The sequence below is a fragment of the Sporosarcina sp. FSL W7-1349 genome (genome assembly GCF_038003045.1).
GTDB lineage: Bacteria > Bacillota > Bacilli > Bacillales_A > Planococcaceae > Sporosarcina.
On sequence record NZ_JBBOOK010000002.1, the window covers coordinates 751,750 to 770,227 of the forward strand.

At 45.6% G+C, this 18,478-nt stretch carries 18 protein-coding genes; 5 read left to right on the forward strand and 13 right to left on the reverse strand.

The features are described 5' to 3' along the window. Positions 1-6: 6 nt before the first annotated feature. From MKY41_RS17640 to MKY41_RS17650, 3 genes are all read right to left on the reverse strand, one after another. Entirely contained in the window at positions 7-1,437 is a 1,431-nt protein-coding gene (locus MKY41_RS17640; protein ID WP_340746308.1) for an MFS transporter, read from the reverse strand. Positions 1,438-1,503: 66 nt separating this feature from the next. Further along, on the reverse strand, positions 1,504-2,766 hold the full coding sequence (locus MKY41_RS17645) for a phenylacetate--CoA ligase family protein (RefSeq protein ID WP_340746309.1): 1,263 nt from the start codon (positions 2,764-2,766) through the stop codon (positions 1,504-1,506). 32 nt (positions 2,767-2,798) lie between these two features. Continuing rightward, positions 2,799-3,227: an acyl-CoA thioesterase gene (locus MKY41_RS17650; RefSeq protein ID WP_340746310.1), complete on the reverse strand. Its 429-nt coding sequence runs from the start codon at positions 3,225-3,227 to the stop codon at positions 2,799-2,801. A gap of 173 nt (positions 3,228-3,400) precedes the next feature. Here MKY41_RS17650 and MKY41_RS17655 point away from each other — a divergent pair, with 173 nt between their 5' ends. The 4 genes from MKY41_RS17655 to MKY41_RS17670 all read left to right on the forward strand — a co-directional run bounded on the left by MKY41_RS17655 (position 3,401) and on the right by MKY41_RS17670 (position 6,906). After that, a complete protein-coding gene (locus MKY41_RS17655) occupies positions 3,401-4,201 on the forward strand; it encodes an IclR family transcriptional regulator (RefSeq protein WP_340746311.1) in 801 nt (266 codons plus the stop codon). Further along, complete coding sequence (locus MKY41_RS17660; protein ID WP_041072223.1) at positions 4,201-4,980, forward strand: IclR family transcriptional regulator; 780 nt, start codon at positions 4,201-4,203, stop codon at positions 4,978-4,980. The genes MKY41_RS17655 and MKY41_RS17660 overlap by 1 nt, the downstream gene beginning before the upstream one ends. A gap of 134 nt (positions 4,981-5,114) precedes the next feature. Continuing rightward, a complete protein-coding gene (locus MKY41_RS17665) occupies positions 5,115-6,338 on the forward strand; it encodes an FAD-dependent oxidoreductase (protein WP_340746312.1) in 1,224 nt (407 codons plus the stop codon). Positions 6,339-6,357: 19 nt separating this feature from the next. Beyond that, positions 6,358-6,906: a hypothetical protein gene (locus tag MKY41_RS17670; RefSeq protein WP_340746313.1), complete on the forward strand. Its 549-nt coding sequence runs from the start codon at positions 6,358-6,360 to the stop codon at positions 6,904-6,906. 364 nt (positions 6,907-7,270) lie between these two features. On the opposite strand, the gene MKY41_RS17675 is transcribed toward MKY41_RS17670, so the two are convergent. The 10 genes from MKY41_RS17675 to MKY41_RS17720 form a co-directional block, all read right to left on the reverse strand. After that, complete coding sequence (locus MKY41_RS17675) at positions 7,271-9,016, reverse strand: TolB family protein (protein WP_340746314.1); 1,746 nt, start codon at positions 9,014-9,016, stop codon at positions 7,271-7,273. 115 nt (positions 9,017-9,131) lie between these two features. After that, positions 9,132-9,512: an RNA polymerase sigma factor gene (locus MKY41_RS17680; protein ID WP_340746315.1), complete on the reverse strand. Its 381-nt coding sequence runs from the start codon at positions 9,510-9,512 to the stop codon at positions 9,132-9,134. A gap of 368 nt (positions 9,513-9,880) precedes the next feature. Further along, positions 9,881-10,606: an ABC transporter ATP-binding protein gene (locus MKY41_RS17685; RefSeq protein WP_340746316.1), complete on the reverse strand. Its 726-nt coding sequence runs from the start codon at positions 10,604-10,606 to the stop codon at positions 9,881-9,883. A gap of 1 nt (position 10,607) precedes the next feature. Then, positions 10,608-11,375: an ABC transporter ATP-binding protein gene (locus MKY41_RS17690; protein WP_041072233.1), complete on the reverse strand. Its 768-nt coding sequence runs from the start codon at positions 11,373-11,375 to the stop codon at positions 10,608-10,610. Continuing rightward, positions 11,368-12,399 carry a branched-chain amino acid ABC transporter permease gene (locus tag MKY41_RS17695; RefSeq protein WP_340746317.1) on the reverse strand — a complete coding sequence of 344 codons (1,032 nt, stop codon included), beginning with the start codon at positions 12,397-12,399 and terminating at the stop codon, positions 11,368-11,370. Before MKY41_RS17695 ends, MKY41_RS17690 begins: the two co-directional genes overlap by 8 nt. Positions 12,400-12,417: 18 nt before the next feature. After that, on the reverse strand, positions 12,418-13,290 hold the full coding sequence (locus MKY41_RS17700) for a branched-chain amino acid ABC transporter permease (RefSeq protein WP_041072235.1): 873 nt from the start codon (positions 13,288-13,290) through the stop codon (positions 12,418-12,420). Positions 13,291-13,359: 69 nt separating this feature from the next. Continuing rightward, positions 13,360-14,535, reverse strand: coding sequence for an ABC transporter substrate-binding protein (locus tag MKY41_RS17705; RefSeq protein ID WP_340746318.1), 1,176 nt, complete (start codon positions 14,533-14,535; stop codon positions 13,360-13,362). 477 nt (positions 14,536-15,012) lie between these two features. Further along, the gene (locus MKY41_RS17710; protein WP_340746319.1) at positions 15,013-16,197 is read right to left on the reverse strand and encodes an MFS transporter; all 1,185 of its coding nucleotides are present in this window, start codon (positions 16,195-16,197) and stop codon (positions 15,013-15,015) included. Positions 16,198-16,467: 270 nt separating this feature from the next. Then, a complete protein-coding gene (locus MKY41_RS17715; protein ID WP_041072241.1) occupies positions 16,468-17,064 on the reverse strand; it encodes an NADPH-dependent FMN reductase in 597 nt (198 codons plus the stop codon). A 29-nt stretch (positions 17,065-17,093) separates the two neighbouring features. After that, positions 17,094-17,948, reverse strand: a complete 855-nt coding sequence (locus MKY41_RS17720) for a VOC family protein (protein ID WP_340746320.1) — start codon at positions 17,946-17,948, stop codon at positions 17,094-17,096. Positions 17,949-18,109: 161 nt separating this feature from the next. Here MKY41_RS17720 and MKY41_RS17725 point away from each other — a divergent pair, with 161 nt between their 5' ends. Next, a complete protein-coding gene (locus MKY41_RS17725; protein WP_340746321.1) occupies positions 18,110-18,427 on the forward strand; it encodes a winged helix-turn-helix transcriptional regulator in 318 nt (105 codons plus the stop codon). Positions 18,428-18,478: the final 51 nt, after the last annotated feature.

The window sequence follows — 18,478 nt, forward strand, 5'->3', positions numbered from 1 at the left end:
AATAACTCATATTGATTTCTGAATAGATTGTTTCAGCGAAACGACCCGCGTTTGCCCGATGCAGACGATGAGGAGACAGCTGATGCCTAGTAAAATTGCATCTAAAAAAAGCGGTGCGCCCCACCCTCCTGTACTATCCCGGAGAACACCCGAAATGACGGGGGATAGCAAAGCGCCGATTTCTGCAATCAGATTCCACATACCAAACGCTGAACCTCTCTGTTTTTCCGTAGCCAATTCAGTCACCATGGCATGTTGAACCGCTTGTACTGCAAAAAATAACAAACCGGAGACAAAGAGGATGGTCGACATGATAACTGGATTGTTCTTGCCGCTGACCATGTAAAAGGCAAATACGAAAACGGAAATGGTCAACCCGACACTTAACCAAACAAGAACGTTCTTGCGCCCATTTTCCTTATGGGCTACTCGGTCTGAAATCGCTCCACCCAATGGAAAACCGATCAGACCAGCAACCGCATTAAAAGATGCGATGAGCGCCGCAGCCAAGAACCCGCTGCCGCCAAATTCTTGGACAATTGCAACGGACCAAAATCCGTAAAACCATAAATGCCAGAGGATCGGGATGGCAGACAAATACAAGAGAACTAGATTGCGATTTCGCAATACGGGTGCAACTTCTTTTTTCGTTTTGTAAATATAAGCGATAAATAAAAAGGCGAACAGAGTAAAAATGATGGCAATATTTACTTCGCCCAGCTTGAAGAAGTCTGCTATATAATACACGCCCAATATAATGGCGAGAAAGACGAGAGAATAGCGGCCAATATTGAGCAAAGCCATTTTCACATCGGATGGTTCCCGTTCTTCCGTTTTGATCAAATACTTCTTTAGGACAAAGCCGATGAGGATCGTCAACGCACCTAAAATGAAGAAAGGTGCTTTCCACGCATCATTACCGAGAAAGCCGCGCGACATTTCAATCATATAAGGCGTGACCAACAGACCCGCCGTCAAGCCGACCGACAGACCGCTGATGACGACCCCCATGCCCAACCCCATCTTTTTAGGCGGTGTCACTTGTGCAATGAATGAACGGTCATTGGAATAAAGGACACCTTCCCCAAGTCCCGTCAAAATCCGAAGGGCAATGAACAGAAAGAGCCCGTTGAACAGTCCGGTAAGCAACGTTGTAACCCCTGCCCAGAAAATACTAATCAAAATCATATTCCGGTAACCGAATTTGTCGCCGAAATACCCACCCGGAAATTGAGTCAGCATATAGCCGACAAAAAAGAGACTTCCTAACAATCCCCCAAGTGCGTACGGATTGTCAACGGATGCAAGAAAGGCGACATCATTTTCAATCATCCATGTGACAATCGGCCCTGTAATCGTCCGGTCAAAATAGGAAATAAACCAACCGACAAATAATAATCCCCAAACGCGGTAATACGGTTTCCCAGTTGTAGTCATCGTTTTCCTCCCCTAAATTGAAAATGGATAGTCTCCTTGTAATCGTTTACATTTCAGTATTACTTATTATCTATTCACTCGCTCGTCTAGCACCCGTTTTGATTTCATTGTAAAGCGTGGAAGCGAACCGGACGCCACATTTTCAACAGCAATCCGTAACCCGACACGATCTCGTAAAAGTGCAGCCAATTCCGCAATTATATTGGAATCCGATTCGATTTGAACTTTAATCTGGTCCATTCCGTTCTCGGTGTAGTAGACAATCCGGAACTCCTTCACTTCAGCGAACTCCCGGACAATCGCCTCAATGGAGGAAGGATAGATATTGATGCCCCGGATGACGACCATGTCATCGGCGCGTCCCAGTACGCCTCCCGGGAAAAACTTGAATGGATTGCCGCATGCACAAACTTCCTCGGAATTCAACACGACATCCGCTGTCCGATACCGAATGAGCGGGTAACCATAGCGCCCCAAATTGGTCAACACGAGCTCCCCTTTTTCTCCGACAGCAACCGGTTCCAACGTTTCTGGATCCAACACTTCGGCGATGAATTCGGCTTCATTGACATGAATTCCGTTTTGCTCGGAGCAAGAGTACCCATATGCCCCCATCTCGGTCATGCCTACGTGGTCGAACAGTTTCGCTCCCCAAAGCGTCTCGATCCGCTTCCGGGTGGAAGGTACGGAACCGCCCGGCTCACCCGCTGTTATAATTTTGGTGATCGTACTATTCTGTAGATCCACTTCCAGTTCTTCCGCCACTTCCGCCAGATGCAAAGCGTAACTTGGCGTACAGAGGAGAACCGTTGCTTCATTTTCCATCATGCAATATAGACGTTCTTTCGTGGATTGGCTCCCTCCCGTGATAACGAGGGACTGGTTTCTCTTCGCCGCTTCGAACGCAGCCCAAAACCCGATGAACGGGCCGAATGAAAATGCGAGAAACACGCGATCCGCCTTCGTAACACCACTGGAACGGTACACCTCCAACCAACAATCCTCCCACCATGACCAACTTTCAGCCGTATCCAATACCTTCAGCGGAGAACCCGATGTTCCCGAGGTTTGGTGATAACGGATATAGTCCTCAACAGGATAAGAATGGTTACTGCCATACATACCATTATTCTTTTGATCCTCCACCAACTCTTGCTTCAGCGTTAGAGGAAGGCCCTGTAGCTGTTCTAATGAAGAAAGCGGCAATTGCACCTGTTCCAGTTTTTTTTGATAAAACGCATTTTGCCCTTTAGTAAACGCAAGCAAGTCATTTAATCGAGCAAGTTGGTCCTGATGTAATTTGTTTGGAGAAGAACTTTGCGTAATCATATGATCCCATCCTTTTTGTGTTTTGTTACAGACTACACTCTGCTGGCACCGGACTCGGCAGCAGCCATTTTATCTTTGACCATTCCAGGGATGGAAACTGCTTTCGGCTTCTTTCCTGCAAACGAAGTCCATGCGCGAATCTCGCTTCCCTCCGCCACCAACTCGTCTTCTTTGTAAAAGCGATGCTGAAGTTGGAAGACTTTATCCCGCATTTCTACGACCGTTGTACGAATAGTAAAAGAATCTTCAAATACTAGCGGCCGGAAAAACTTACAGTTTGTTTCGAGTAAGGGCAATCCGATTTGTTCTTCTGTCATCAAAATGGAAGTCGCAAACCCGATCGACTTGAAAAAATGATGCGTCGCCTGATCCATCCATTTGTAAAAGTTCGGATAGAAAACAATCCCCGCTGCATCCGTGTCCCCCCACTGCACGCTCCATTCATACGTAATTCCTGACATTTTCCACACTCCTTAGAAGTTCACAATTTAGTCTTATTTGCGTGTGTATTGACAATCTTAGTATGATGGTTTTAGCATTTATACCTTTTTGTTCTTCTATATGGAACAAAACATAACTTTTTTATTTTTATTCTGATAATTCGTTCTTAACTGACTAAAAAAGGAGGATTTTCATGAAAACCGGACAAGGTCTTCAACGAAGTTCATCTATTGAAAATTCGATGCGTATTTTAAAAGCCTTTTCCATGGATCAACCCGAACTGCGGGTGGTCGATGTCGCGGAACAATTAGACATCGCAAAAAGTACGGCGCATCGTTTGCTTTCGACATTGGCGAGTGAAGGGTTCGTCTACAAAGATCCGCAATCCAACCATTACAGCCTCGGCGTTTCAGTCTTGGCCTTGACGAATATTGTGAATTCCCAATTGCCCATCGTGGAAGAAGCCACCCCCATCCTGAATGCGTTAACAGAAAAAACGGGGGAAAGTTCCCATATGGCGATACGGGAAGGACAAGAGGTTATTTATTTACAAAAGATCGATAATGAATATTCCGTTCATGTGACGACTCATATCGGTCGCCGGAATCCTGTTCACTGCACGAGCACCGGGCAAGCGATCCTAGCTTTTGAATCAGACGAAGTGGTAGATGAAATACTATCTCGCCCCTTACCAAAATTTACGGAACATACCATTACCGATCCCCAGCAATTACGGGATAGATTAAGAGAAATCAAGCGCTTAGGTTACGTCATCGATATCCAAGGTTTCGAGAAAAAGGTGATTTCCATCGGCGCGCCGATTTTCAATAGCAAAGATGAAGTCATGGCTTCCGTGAACATCACAGGTCCAGTGATCCGGTTGAAAGAAAAGGAAGCGCAGCGGAAGTGCGTGGAAGAAGTGGTGGCAGCCGCAAGACGGATATCCAATCTCGTCAAACTGCGGAAAAGACTGTTCGAGGAGGGGAAAGCGTGATGACACAGACACCATCCGATAAATATTTGATTACATCCGTGAAAAATGCCATGCGCATGCTGCGATTATTCAATAGAAGACAAACCGAGATCGGGCTGACGAGCATTGCCGAACAAATCGGCGTGCCCAAAAGCACAGCCCATCGAATCGCTGCCTTATTGGTAAAGGAAGGATTCCTGTCCAAAAACCCGAGAAGCGGTAAATACCGGCTGGGCCTGTCGCTTTTGACATTGGGCGGGGTCGTCTCCACCCACCGGGAAATGTACCGGGAAGCCTTTCCTGTCGTCAGCGAACTAGTCAACGAGGTGAATGAAACCGCTCATATTTGTTTATTGGAAAACGATGAGGTCGTCTACCTGTTTCGAAAAGAGAGCGAACGGCATAACCGGCTCATCACTTCGATCGGCAGGAAAAACCCGATCCATTGTACCGGGGAAGGGCTCTGCATCCTGGCCTTCCAAGATGACAGGACTATTGAGCGTGTGCTGTCCAATCCGTTGTATCCCTATACACCCAGGACGTTGACGAAAAAGGAGGCAATCTTACAAGAGTTGGAGCTGATTCGCAAAAGAGGATATGCAATCTCGATCGAACAATTCTTCGAAGGCTTCATGGGAATCTCCGCACCGATTCGTGATTACTCCCAACACGTCGTTTCCTCCCTCGCCATCATCGGCTCCACTTCGACTATCACGCACGACCGATTCCCGGAGTTGATCGAAAGAGTGGTCAGCGCAGCTAAAGAGATTTCCGAGCATCTAGGATATTACGAGGCTTAGGTTTTTTAATTTTTAATTCTATTCAATAAATTTCATGAAAAGTGTTCCGCATAGAAGAACGATACTATGTTTCGCTTCCTTTGGTTTCGTTATAATCAAGACAGATTAAAAAACGAGACAAAGGAGTTTTTAATATGGTGAAAAATGTTGAAGTGGTAGTTGTAGGGTCCGGGCCGGTCGGCTTGACGGCGGCCCTCGCCTTGCAAAACCAAGGCATTTCCTGTGTGGTGATCGAAGCGGAAGAAAAAGATGCACCCCGTGCGGGAAGTCGGGCAATCTACCTGCATAGCGCAACATTGAAGTTATTGGAAGAAGCTTCGAAAGGACTCGGCTTCACCTTGGCAAGAAACGGAATTATTTGGCCCGTCAAACGGACGCTCTATCGCGGGAAAGAAGTATATGTCCGCCACTATGGCGCGACGGATACACAAGATCCGAACCGTTTGCCGCATTTTACGTCCCTTCATCAGCATGAAATCGAGAAGCATATGTACGAAGCCTGCATAATAGCAGGTGTGCAGTTCGTCTATGGACAGCCGGTGGAAAAACTGAATATCGGGGAAGACGGCGTCAAAGTGAAGACAACGACGGGCGATGTCTGGGATGCCCAATATGTAATCGGTTGCGATGGTGGCCGTTCGGTTGTCCGGCAAGAGGCAGGATTGACATTCGAAGGACCGCGGACGCATGACACATTCCTCGTCGTCGATGTGACGGAAGACGAAGAGAATCCGCTTCCGATCGAACGGGTCTTTCATTACCAACACCCGGCCATGGGTCATCGGAATGTCTTGCATGTCCCATTCAAAGGCGGCTGGCGAATCGATCTGCAACTGTTGGCGGATGACAAAGAGGAAGACTTCGCGAGCATCGAAGGTGTGAAAGAATGGCTGCCGAAAGTGATGGATCCGAAATATGCAGAGCGGATCACATGGGTCTCGTCCTATCGATTCCATCAAGTCGTCGCGGATTCGTTCACCGACGAAAAACGACGTGTACTGTTGGCAGGGGAAGCCGCCCATTTATTCGCCCCATTCGGTGCACGCGGATTAAATTCCGGTGTGCCCGACGCCATCATTGCGGTGCGCGGCATCCAGGCAGCACTTCATGCGGACGAGGAAGAACAGCGTCGGGAAGCCATCGACGCAGCAGCGAAAGAACGCAGAATCGCCGCCCTCTGGAATCGCGATGGCTCGACAACGGCCCTTCACCATATCCAAGGCGACTCACCGGAAATGAACATGAAACGGGAACTCGCAGCTTCCCTCGTTTCCATCGTGCCGAGACTCGGACGTTGGCTCGATGAGGGCCCATACGGACCCAAATTCGGCCCGCCTGAACTGACGACAAAATATTAAAAAGGAGGCGGCATGGAAGATGACTGTACAATTCAAAGAAGAAACCTACGGCCCGGAAGCGTTATCGTTGACCGACCTTGCGGAAAAACTGACTTCTCTTAATTGGTTTAGCAAAATTGGAATTACAGATACAGCGGTGAAACAACAGGTGCGGCAGTTCGTCGAAGCATTGGACGTTCAGCAATTTAATGTAGAATGGGTAGCCAAGGAAGACATCGCGGCGACTATTGGAAAACTGACTTTCGAAAACAGCGACGTCTGGCAAGCGCTAAAAGACATCCCAGATCAGTTGAAAAAGAAGATTGACGAAAAAGAACGAAATGCGTTATTGGAATCAATGGTTGACGCCTTGCCGGAAGCGGTATTCCACCCGTCCTACGCAGGGGCATTCAACCAATTGACCGAAGAAAAAGCAATCAGCTATCTCGTCGGCAACGCGATGTATATCAGTGTGATGGCGGGCACCGCTGCTTTAGCCGAAACCGAACTCTTCCAACCTGTGCTCGACATCGTCGAATCCGGACATACTGTACTCGGACTAGAGGGCAATACGATTTACATTGTATGAATCAAAAAGGGAGATCCCCATGTCGTGAGATCTCCCTTTTTCCCCTTCATTCTACTCAGCAACGTACCTGCTTCACTTCACAACATTTTACTCGAACATCGCAACGTATCAACCAATGCCCCCATCGTTATTGCACTACCTCAAAACGTTTTCGCCAAACCTCACAACGTAACTGCACAACCTCAAAACGTTTTCGCCAAACCCCACAACGTAACTGCACAACCTCAAAACGTTTTCGCCAAACCCCACAACGCCGTTGCACAAAATCGAAATATCCTAACATATCCTCCTGGCATTGTTTTTGACAAGGGCCCTTTGTCTTTCATGTTATATAACGGGGAATCTTATCATTCGTAACAATGTCTTAATACTTTTTTTTGCGTTCCGTTTGAGGATCATATTCATACAGCAACGCATGTGACTCGGCCACTTCCTGCACAATGAGTCGGTTGCCTCTCCAAAGTACGGAATATGTGTCGGCAAATTGCACGATTTGCTTGCCTTTGGCTACATCGAACAGAGTCAGGTTTGATCCAGAAGAATTTGTATAATAATCCGCCGCCACATAACGGCCTGTGGAATCCAAAGCCAATTGTGTCATCACCGCATCTGGAATGGCTGTCAACAAATTAAAACTTTTTGTTTCCCGATCAAATGCCAAAACCACGACTTGCTCCTCGCCTTGTAAACTGAAAATGACTGTTTTTTCATCATGCGTGATGACCAACGAGCTAAAACGGACGTTTTCATCTGCAATAAACGCTTGAGGGACATCTTGAAGTGAAAAAATTATTTCCTTATTTTCACCCTTCGCTAACTGAATTTGATTTTGATCATTAGCGGACAACTCGATTTGCGGCATTTCTTTCACTTGGTTAATAACAAATCGTCCTTTCTCCTTCACCAAGGCAAATTCATATGTTGTGATTTGATAATACGGTAGAGCGGTATCCGTCCAATCCACTTCAGCTTCGACCGTTGCCGACTGCTGTTGTTCTTTCACTCCAATGATTTGAAATCCAATTTGCCGAGGATTCGAATACGTTAAAAACGCAGGAGGATTCTTCATTAACCCCATCGCATAATCATCATCTTTCACAACGAGAGCTTGGAGAAAGCTCTTTACCGTTTGTGTTGCAGTCATCTCTTCATCGCTCAACTCGATTTTCATAATCTGCACGGGCTCATGGTCACCGTCAATTCTCGTTTTCATGACATACAGCTGCCGCTCTTCTTCGCCCCAAATCGGGGATTGGTAGCGATAGATCGCCTTCTCCGTAGACTCATATCGCGGCGGCGGATTGGTCGTCACTTTTTTCTTAGTTTCCAAATCTAGATCCGCTATCCACACATCCTCCACTCCCGAACTTGTCTTGACATACGATATATAATTTTCATCGTTTGAAATGGACGGACTCTTGCCGTCATCCACGATTTCTTCGTCGCCTTTTTTTAGTTCATATAGAAGGATTTTGCCGTCACGGTGAAATACAAGTTTTTGTTCTTTCGTCACAAAAGAAGGCCGTTCTCCCTTTACGATGGCTTTCTCTTCTTTTGTCTGCAAGTCGGCTTCCATAATGGTTTGATTCGACGTAATATAAAAATGATCCTCGTCCTTCCATTCAGGTTCACTATAATCGCCTTTCAATACTTGCTCCGTATCATATGTTTTCAAATGCAATAGGAAAACATCCCCGTTTCGGACGAACAGCAAATGTTCCCCTTGGGCAGTTCGGCTAAAACGATCAGCCGTCTGTTCAGAAATCCTCTCCAACCCCTCATTTTCATAAATGAAAATACCTTTGTCCTTCAACGAAAGATAGAAATGGCCATCAACATGCGTATACGCCATAATCTCTCCACTTCCAATATCAAAAAAAGAAATTCCGTTTTCCACCATCAAGGAGCCGGCCCGCACTTGTTTCGTCGATAGATTAGGCAGCAAAACGGCTAAAAACAAGATGGCTGCAGCTACTAGAGGAAGCCATGAATTCCTTCTGTTTTTTTCTTTTTTAATAAATGAAGCACGGAGCTTCCTTTTTACTTCTTCATCCACCTCTATGTTTTCCCGTAATTCATGAAGATAGTTTTCAATTTTCTCCTGTCCCATTATGATTCCCCCAAACACTTTCTAACTAGAATGCCTAATTTTTTCGTAATTCGATTTGACTTGACGCGAAGGGAACCTTCCTCTTTGTTTAAAATCATGGCCATTTCTTTGAATTTCAGATTAGCAAAATACCGCAACTGGGTGATTTCCAGGTCTTCCATTGACAGATGGGGCAAGCTTTTCTGCAAACATTCTTTTTCATTCGCCCCTTAAAGGGATCTTCAAAATCCACTGGACTCACATAATGCTCCATCCAATCCCCAATCGGTACGTTTTTCTTTTTCCGATAGAAATCGATAATTGTATTGCGGGCAATCATAAAAAGCCAAGCTTTTTGATTCGGATGCTTGGCTAGCGAAGAGCGCTTCTCAAAAGCTTTTCGAAAAATATCACTCACCAGATCTTCCGCGTCCCATTTGTTCCCTGTCTTCACATACACATATCGATACACGTCATCAAAATACGCATCATACAATTGAATAAATTTCACATGCACTATGGCAGCCCCAAAAATGAAATAAACGTTTCTTGGTTAAAAAACGTAACAACGGATGATAAATCTTTTCACTTCACTTTACGTTTGCGAGAATTTTATAGAAGCAATTAAAAGAAGTCCGGGAAGTCATAATTTACTGACTCCTCGGACTACCTAACAACAGATCTCATAATGGGTACTATTCAACCTTGCAGTATTTCCTATATACCTTGAAACGTTTTTGACTAACTTCGTAACATTCACGGTCAACTCCGAAACGTTTTCGTCCTGCTTCACAACATATCCACACGACTTCGAAACACTTCCGCCATACCTCACAATATACCTACACAACCTTGAAACGTTTCAGCTTAACCTCATGCCAAAACTCACCCCGTCGCTTTAATCCCCAAATAAGCCGACCGCACTTGTTCGTTGGAGTTGATTTCTTCATTCGTGCCGTTCAAGATGAATTTCCCTTGGTCCATGACATACGCCCGGTCTGCCACTTTCAATGCCGCTTTGACGTTTTGTTCGACGAGGATGACCATCGTGCCCATCTCTTCTTTAATTCGCAATAAAATCTCCAATATTTCGCTGACGATTTTAGGGGCCAGGCCCATGGAAGGTTCGTCCAGCAGGATAATCTTCGGATTGGACATGAGCGCTCTGCCAATGGCAAGCATTTGCTGCTCGCCCCCACTCATGTTTCCCCCTAGGTTGGTATAATGTTTCTTCAACCCCGGGAACATCTCCAACATATGCTCCAAATTTTTACTAACCTGCTCTTTGTCTTTGTAATACTTGGTGTACATGCCCAAAAGCAGATTTTCTTTCACGGTGAGGTTGGAAAAGACTTGGCGCCCTTCCGGAACGAGGCTCAATCCCTTGGCGACCACTTTGTGTGAAGGCAGCCCGCTGATCTTCTCCCCGCGTAACGTCACTTCTCCCGTGGCAGCAGGATACAAGCCCGCCAGCGTATTCAATAATGTGCTTTTGCCCGCGCCATTCGCCCCGATAATCGATACGATTTCCCCTTCTTCCACATGAAAATCAAGGGAATGCAAGATTTGGATCTTCCCGATCCTCGTGCTCAAATCACGTACTGTAAACATATTACACCGCCTCCTCGCCCAAATACGCACTGATGACTTTTTCGTTCTTTTGGATTTCTTCCGGCGTGCCTTCCGCAATTTTGGAGCCGAAGTCCAACACGACGATTTTATCGGCCAGTTCCATGATGGTCGCCATCTTATGCTCGACGAATAAAAAGGAATGCCCCTGTTTTTTCAAATCCGAAATATAGCCCGCCATCATATTCGTTTCCGCGTCATTCAGGCCAGCCATCGGTTCGTCCAGCATGATGAGTGACGGTTTATAAACGATGGCACGGGCGAATTCCAATTTCTTTTGCTGCCCATAGGAGAGTTGGCCCGCCTGCTCGAATTTCAACGGTTCGAGTCCGACCATTTTCAGGACATCCATGGCGATATGATACGCCTTCTCTTCATTGCGCTTGACGCTTGGAAAGCGGAAACCCGCCCCGAAAATATTCGTTTTCAAATCGACGTACGTTCCCATCATGACGTTTTCCAGCACTGTCATATTGCTGAAAATCTGTAAGTTTTGAAAAGTCCGGGAGATGCCGAGTTTGGCCAGTTCATAGATTTTTTTCCCCGTCAACCGTTCCCCCTTGAACAGGACCTCGCCTTCCGTCGGTGTGGAATACGAAGAAATCATATTGAACAGCGAGGTTTTCCCCGCACCATTCGGACCGATCACCGCGACGATTTCCCCTTCGCCGACCGTGAAACTGACGTCATTGACCGCGACAACTCCACCGAACCGCTTCGTTAACCCTTTCACTTCCAGGAGCTTATTCATAATTAACCCCTTCCTCGGGAATGACAGCTTCCTTCTTCCTGCCCTTCCACACCATTTTCCTTATGGAATCCAGCACGCCAATCAACCCTTTCGGCATATAAATCATGACGATGACGATAATGAGTCCATATACGACAATTTCCACCTCTCCGCCGATGTTGAAATATGTATGACCGACGAAGCGGATGAGTTCATTCAAAAACATGATTGCGGCCGTACCGATCATGGCTCCCCAAATGGAATGGACGCCGCCGACCATCACCATGACCAATAACAGAATGGAAAACGTAATATAAAATGTTGGTGGGGCGATAAAGTTAATATAGTGAGCATAGAGGCTACCTGCCAATGATGCGAAAACGGCGCTGATTGCAAAAATCAGCACTTTATATTTCGCCGAGTTGATTCCCAATGTTTCCGTCCCAATTTCACTGTCATGGATACTGCGCAGCAAACGTCCGACATTGGAGCGGATGATATTCATTGAAAACAGGATAACCAAGGCGACAACCGCCCAGACGAAAAAGTAGAAATAGAGTTGATTGCCTAAATTCAATCCGAACAGCGATAGGTTCGGAATGCCAACCAATCCGCCTGCGCCGCCCGTATACTCACTCAAGCCAAGCATCAACGTGTAGACGATAATATTCACCGCAATGGTCGCCAAAGCGAGGATATGTCCTTTCAATCGCAGGATCGGAATACCGATGAGATAAGCGATGATGAATGTCACGACCATGCCAATGACCATGGCGAGCCAAGCCGACATATCATATTTTGCCGTCAAGATGCCCGATGCATACGCCCCGATTCCAAAAAATGCTGCATGACCGAGCGAAATCTGTCCCGCATACCCAATCAGCAAACTTAACCCAATCGTAACGATGCAATAGATCCCAATTAGGATTAACAACGTGAAGAGATATTGGGAACGGACGAAAAGCGGTAGAACCAGGACAACGGCCATCAACCCTAAAAACCCTTTCCACCGGCTTCCGTATAATAGATTATCGATATTTTCCATAATGCCGCCTCCCCCTTTCTATACCCGTTCACCTGTAGCTGTCGCAAATAATCCATTCGGTTTGTAGAATAAAACAAAGAGCAAGAAAGCGAACGCAATGGCATCGCTATAATACGTTGAAATATAACCGCCGGAAAAAGCTTCGATAATTCCTAACAGCAAGCCGCCTGCAACAGCTCCCGGAATGCTATGCATGCCACCGAAAATCATCGCGACGAAGCCCTTGATTCCAATGAAAAATCCCATTTCATACGTGGCATCCGTCAATGGAGCGATCATGACACCTGCCAAGGCGCCCAATGCAGCCGCCAAAGTAAAAGCCAACGAAGACATCGTATTAATATTGACCCCCATCAAGCTTGCAGCACGTGGGTTCTTTTCACTTGCCCTTAGCGCGGAACCGATGAATGTTTTCTCGAAAAACCAATAGAGAACGACCAATAAAATGATAAGAACCGCAAAAATGAAAATGCTTTGCGGATTGATGACCGCTCCCATGAACTGGATTGGCTTCATTTCAATGACGGATGGCAGCGGCTTCGGCGATGTTCCCCAAATGATTAAGCCCATTCCTTTCAAGAAGATTGAAATTCCTAATGTAATGACAATCAGGATAATCGTCGTGGCATTCCTGGCCGGAAAAATGGCCAACCGTTCCACACCAAAACCGATGGCAGCTGTCAACAAGATAGCCAACGGAATGGCACCGAGGATCGGTATGCCCAAATTGACAAACGTCACACAGGACAAGGCGCCGATCATAGCAAATTCGCCTTGTGCCAAATTCAAGATGCCCGTTACATTATAAATGGTGACGAAACCGACAGCCAGTAAAGCGTAAATGCTGCCAACTGTCAAACCAGTGATCAAATATTGCATGAATACATCCATATTGATACCCCTTTCGAAAGAGACCTATGGTAGGTGGTTTTACCATAGGTCCATGCAATGCTTTCGTGTTTATTCTTCGATATATTTCCACTCATTGTTCTCGATTGCCAAAACCGAGATTCCATCCGCCAGCGAGCTTGCTTGGGATTCCTGGAAGTTAAATGTACCTGTTTTACCCAAATATTCTCCGGATTCGTTTTGCAAATAGTTTTGAATATCTTCCGGTGTAAAGTTTCCAGCTTTGATGGCGTTAATGATGATTTCCATCCCATCCATTGCATGCGCACCGAAGAGATCCGGCTCACCGCCGCCAAATTCAGCCGCATAGGAATCACGGAAAGCAAGCAACATCTCTTTTTGTTCGGAATCCGGCAATTGTTCCACAACGCTCAGCTTACTTCCGACGACCATGACATTTTCATTGTCGTCTTTCACTTGATCCAAGAATCCTTGGTTGGCCGCCGCGGTACTTTGGATCATCGGAACATCAAAACCGAGTGATTTGAAATTACGCGCTACAATACCGGCACCTGGTGTTCTGGACCAAACAATGACAGCTTCCGGATCTTTGCTCTTCACTTTCGTCAACTGAATCGTCATATCCGTTGCAGTCGCGTCGAATTCTTCATGAGCCACAATTTCAATGCCGTTTTGCTCAGCCAATTCCTTGAATGCCGGAAGACCAACTACGCCGAACCCGTCCGAGGCATTCAGCCAGCCGACTTTCTTGATATTATGCTTGTTCAAGTACTCGACAATCGGAGTGACAATTACCGTGTTGCTATGCGCCATGCTATAAACGTACTCATTGTCCTGTTCAATCGGAGCAACGGTAAACAGCGGGACTTTATGTTCAATCGCTTTTGGCATGATGGCCATTGATGTACTCGTCTGCGTCGCACCGACGACTGCTACGACCCCTTCGGAAAGAAGTTTGTCCATCGCAACGACCGCTTTCGTGTCATCCGTTTCATAATCATGCTTGACGAGCTGGATTTTCTTGCCGTCGATCGGACCTGCTTCCTCCAACTGCTTTTGTAGCAGCTTCACTGTGTTGACCTGCGTACTGCCAAGAGTGGAGGCAGGTCCTGTTTCCGCGATGATGACCCCAATTTTGATAACCTCGTCATCCTTTTTACCCGTATCGGCACTACTTGTTTCCTCATCCAATCCACAGCCCGCCATTATCAATAACAGTACCATGGCCAAAATAGCCAAACTCTTTGCCTTTACATATCTTTTCATCTGAACCCAGCCCCCTATAATCGTTTTGTAGTGCAGAAAATTTTATCTAACACGCAGCGTCCGGCATCTCTCCCGCTTTTCAACCTCCTCTGTCCAGACCCCTCGGCAACCCGAGGTGCATCATTTTTATCGCCGCCACTGGAAGCGCTTCCAATACGGAAGCAGGAATGCTGAAATTCCTACCAGCTAAGTACCCCCAGTATAATTTAATGCAAAATCACAAGCATCCTCACTATGTAGGAAAATCAATTTCGTTTATCCGCATAAGTGATGAATATTCGGAAATATCAATATAAACAAAGAAAAAGCCGTCATGGAAAATCGGGCAACCCATTTCCCATGACGGCTTTTCTGGTATTCCTTTATTCTTACTTCTTTGACAGTGATGAACATAGCAGATTGTTACTTAACTAAACATTTAAAGGCTGTACGTGCTCTACACTCCTTTTCCTACATCCGTATTTACAATCAACTATTCTATTGGACCTCTTCAACCAAACGAGCCCTTTGCCCTTTCTTATACGTCCAATAATAAACGGCAGTGCCTAGGAAAATATAGAACGCACTAAACACATAGAGAGTTCCCAACTCCATTGTACCTGCCAAAGTTCCGGCTAGTAATGATCCGCCGCCGATCCCAATATCAAATATCGATAAAAACGTCGCCATGGCAACCGGTCGACGCGACGGTTCTACACTTTGAATGGCTAATGTCTGAAATAGCGGGAAGAGCGTTCCCCAACCAAGCCCGATCAAACCTGCCGCGACAAAAAATAGGGGCGCGCTATGGGATAAACCGAGCGACAACATCCCACATCCAAACAATAGGATGGAAGGAAAAATGATGATATTTGCTCCGTATTGATCAAACCAGCGACCGGTAAACGGGCGAGATAGAATGAGAACGACCGCAAACACGGCAAAAAAGTAACTCGCCTCGTCCTCTAATCCCCGTTCCATCGCAAAGACCGCCATAAATGACAGAATCGTTGAATAGGCTAAAGCAAAAAATGCCCCTGTTAACGCAATTGGCATCGCGGCTTTTTCAAACACAGACACTTTCGGCTTTGCCTCTAAAACGGATGGAACCGCTGTTTCTTTAGAGAGTTTTGTCACCACCCCTAAAATTAAAGCTAGCAACGAGGAGGCGGCTCCTACCCAAAACAATACAAAGATTGAGAATTCTCCAAAGACCGTCAATCCGATAAATGGGCCGATCACCATTGCGAGATTGCTGGACATGACAAAATACCCCATGCCTTCCCCTTTTCTAGACTCCGGCACGATGTCCGCAATGATGGCACCCGTGATCGCCGTGGCGATTCCGAAACCGAGTCCGTGCACAAAGCGGATAACTAGTAAAGGGAAAATGGAATCAAACAACCCATACGAAAAGGAAGCTGCGGTAAATACAAGTAACGAAGCGATAAATATGTATCGTTTTCCTACCCTTTCAATCCAAGGGCCAAGAAAAGGGCGAATGATAATCGCTGCTCCTAAAAAAACTGCTGTAAAAAGCCCTGCCTCTGTCCCCGATGCTCCATAGTGGCTAATCGCCGCAGACGGTAGAGTAATAAGTAATGAATAATACGTGATAAACAAGAAAAAGTTCGATAATGACACAAAGATAAAAGCCTTTGTCCATAACGGTCCACTATTCACGTAATCCCCCCTCTTCCTTTCCTAGTGTATGAAACTATTAAAAAAATCGCCGTCGGTTTCAATCGTATCATTATACAAGACTTGGAGAAGTACTTCTTACTATTTAGCTTGTCCCCTTCAAAAGGTGAGTACATGAAGAAAAAGCGGGTTTATTAGAAAGCTAACTAATAAACTCGCTTTTTTTCAAATTTTAGGCTATCCCGTGCTTCGCGGAAATTGTCACGCTATCGCTCGACTCTCTGAAAAACTAAGTTCGTCCGGATGGCCTTATTATCTCAAAGTTTTCAACGCACCGCTCCACGCTTCCACTTCTTCGAGCATGGCGTTTACATTATCCAGATGTAGCGATTGGGGCTTAAACTCTGTTCCGTTTTCAAAATCCGTAAATAGAGATAGTGTTGGGTGAGTACGGACATCAGCAATTTTTAATTCTCCACAGATGCCGCGTAAATGTTCTGCCGCACGCGCTCCGCCAGTCGATCCGTAACTAACGATTCCGGCTGCTTTGTCGTTCCAAGCTTCCCGAGCAAAGTCGAGAGCATTTTTCAATGCGCCTGTGATGCTGTGGTTGTATTCTTGCACGATAAAAACAAATCCGTCCAACTTAGCAAGTTTTTCATTCCAAGCTGCAATTCCGGGCTCTGTTCCATCGGTTTCCCCTAAAAACGGTAATTTGAAATCAGCAATGTCCACAATTTCATAATTGGCAGTGTCACGTTGATCTGCAATTCCTTTTACCCACTCTCCAACTTGCGGACTTACCCGGCCTTGACGTGTGCTTCCTAAAATAATTCCAATGTTTAGTTTTTCAGCCATGTTTTCATTCTCCTCTACTTGTTTCCCGAATAATTTATCAAAAAAACCCAATGTTCTTACCACCTATCCAATAATTTGGCTTACCTCTTGATCTGTAGGACAATTCGATTTCCGGAAGGATCCACTGTATAAATGGATCCATTTTCTTCTGTAACAGCTGCTCCAATTTGTGTCAGTTGCTCGATAATCTGCTTCCTCTTTTCTTCATTCGGCAGTATGAGCGTAAATGATTTTAATCCAACACTATTCGCTGCTGGCGCAGGGGCCCCGACGCCATTCCATGTATTCAATCCGATATGGTGATGATATTTGCTTGTAGATATGAAAAGCGCCTGTCCACCATAGCGGTTAACGACTTCGAAGCCTAGCCCCTTGCTGTAAAACTCTTCTGTTTTCTGCAATTCAGAAACATGCAAATGGATATGACCCATTACCGTGCCTGACGGTAATCCTTTCCAGTCGCCTTGTTTTCCAGTCGACAGCAGGTCTTGAAAATCCAACGGATCTACCGTCATGGCTACTTCGTCCTGTTTCCAACTCCAGACAGACGGATCACGATCCGTGTAAATTTCAATCCCATTCCCATCCGGATCTGACAAATATAGCGCCTCGCTCACAAGGTGATCCGAGGAGCCAATGCGAATCGCTTTATCAATGAAGTGAAACACAATATTCGCCAGATCAGAGCGTTTTGGCAAAAGCAGGGCAAAATGATACAGCCCCGTCGTTCTTCCTTGTGGAGGCATCACATTTTCCGGCTGCTCCAACGATAGTAAGACCGTCGTTCCATCTGCAGACAAGTCCGCTGTTTTTTCGGTTTGATTTATGATCTGAAAGCCAATGATTTCTGTATAAAATTTCATAGCCTTTTCCAAGCTTTCCACTTTCAAATTTACTTGCCCGACAAAAGTGGATGGGGGTTGATGAAAGTTCATTACAGTTCCTCCTCATATATTTTGATACTACAAAGTCCTCAATACTTACTTTATGTAAGCAACTATACTACCGTTAATATAGTATGTCAAGTAAGTGATAAACAAAATACAATTTAATTATTTATAAATATGGGTATAATAGAAGTAAGGAGTTGATATCATTGAATAAATCAATTTGTCCCAGATTCGAAAAAGCCATGTCTCTATTAAATAAACGATGGACCGGCCTGATTATTTATCAACTGCTAGCCGGTCCACAGCGTTTTTGCAATATTGAATCCACCATCGGCGTCAGTGGAAGAGTACTATCCGAGCGGTTAAAAGACTTGGAGAACGAGGGTATCGTCAAACGGGAAGTGTACCCTGAAACCCCGGTCCGTATCGAATATTCATTGACCGATAAAGGATTTGCATTGGAACCTCTCATGAAGGAAATAGAGAATTGGTCACAGAACTGGCTGGAAGATGGAGCTGAGTAAATTATTTGCAAAAGCAAGCTAAAATAAAACAGGTGGAGAAAAACAAAACGT

Bases quoted from the DNA above. Each gene is read 5' to 3' on its own strand.
- MKY41_RS17660 (WP_041072223.1), top strand. From the start codon at position 4,201: ATGACACAGACACCATCCGATAAATATTTGATTACATCCGTGAAAAAT.
- MKY41_RS17665 (WP_340746312.1), top strand. From the start codon at position 5,115: ATGGTGAAAAATGTTGAAGTGGTAGTTGTAGGGTCCGGGCCGGTCGGC.
- MKY41_RS17655 (WP_340746311.1), top strand. From the start codon at position 3,401: ATGAAAACCGGACAAGGTCTTCAACGAAGTTCATCTATTGAAAATTCG.
- MKY41_RS17700 (WP_041072235.1), bottom strand. From the start codon at position 13,290: ATGGATGTATTCATGCAATATTTGATCACTGGTTTGACAGTTGGCAGC.
- MKY41_RS17645 (WP_340746309.1), bottom strand. From the start codon at position 2,766: ATGATTACGCAAAGTTCTTCTCCAAACAAATTACATCAGGACCAACTT.
- MKY41_RS17670 (WP_340746313.1), top strand. From the start codon at position 6,358: ATGACTGTACAATTCAAAGAAGAAACCTACGGCCCGGAAGCGTTATCG.
- MKY41_RS17695 (WP_340746317.1), bottom strand. From the start codon at position 12,399: ATGGAAAATATCGATAATCTATTATACGGAAGCCGGTGGAAAGGGTTT.
- MKY41_RS17640 (WP_340746308.1), bottom strand. From the start codon at position 1,437: ATGACTACAACTGGGAAACCGTATTACCGCGTTTGGGGATTATTATTT.
- MKY41_RS17675 (WP_340746314.1), bottom strand. From the start codon at position 9,016: ATGGGACAGGAGAAAATTGAAAACTATCTTCATGAATTACGGGAAAAC.
- MKY41_RS17685 (WP_340746316.1), bottom strand. From the start codon at position 10,606: ATGTTTACAGTACGTGATTTGAGCACGAGGATCGGGAAGATCCAAATC.
- MKY41_RS17690 (WP_041072233.1), bottom strand. From the start codon at position 11,375: ATGAATAAGCTCCTGGAAGTGAAAGGGTTAACGAAGCGGTTCGGTGGA.
- MKY41_RS17705 (WP_340746318.1), bottom strand. From the start codon at position 14,535: ATGAAAAGATATGTAAAGGCAAAGAGTTTGGCTATTTTGGCCATGGTA.
- MKY41_RS17650 (WP_340746310.1), bottom strand. From the start codon at position 3,227: ATGTCAGGAATTACGTATGAATGGAGCGTGCAGTGGGGGGACACGGAT.
- MKY41_RS17720 (WP_340746320.1), bottom strand. From the start codon at position 17,948: ATGAACTTTCATCAACCCCCATCCACTTTTGTCGGGCAAGTAAATTTG.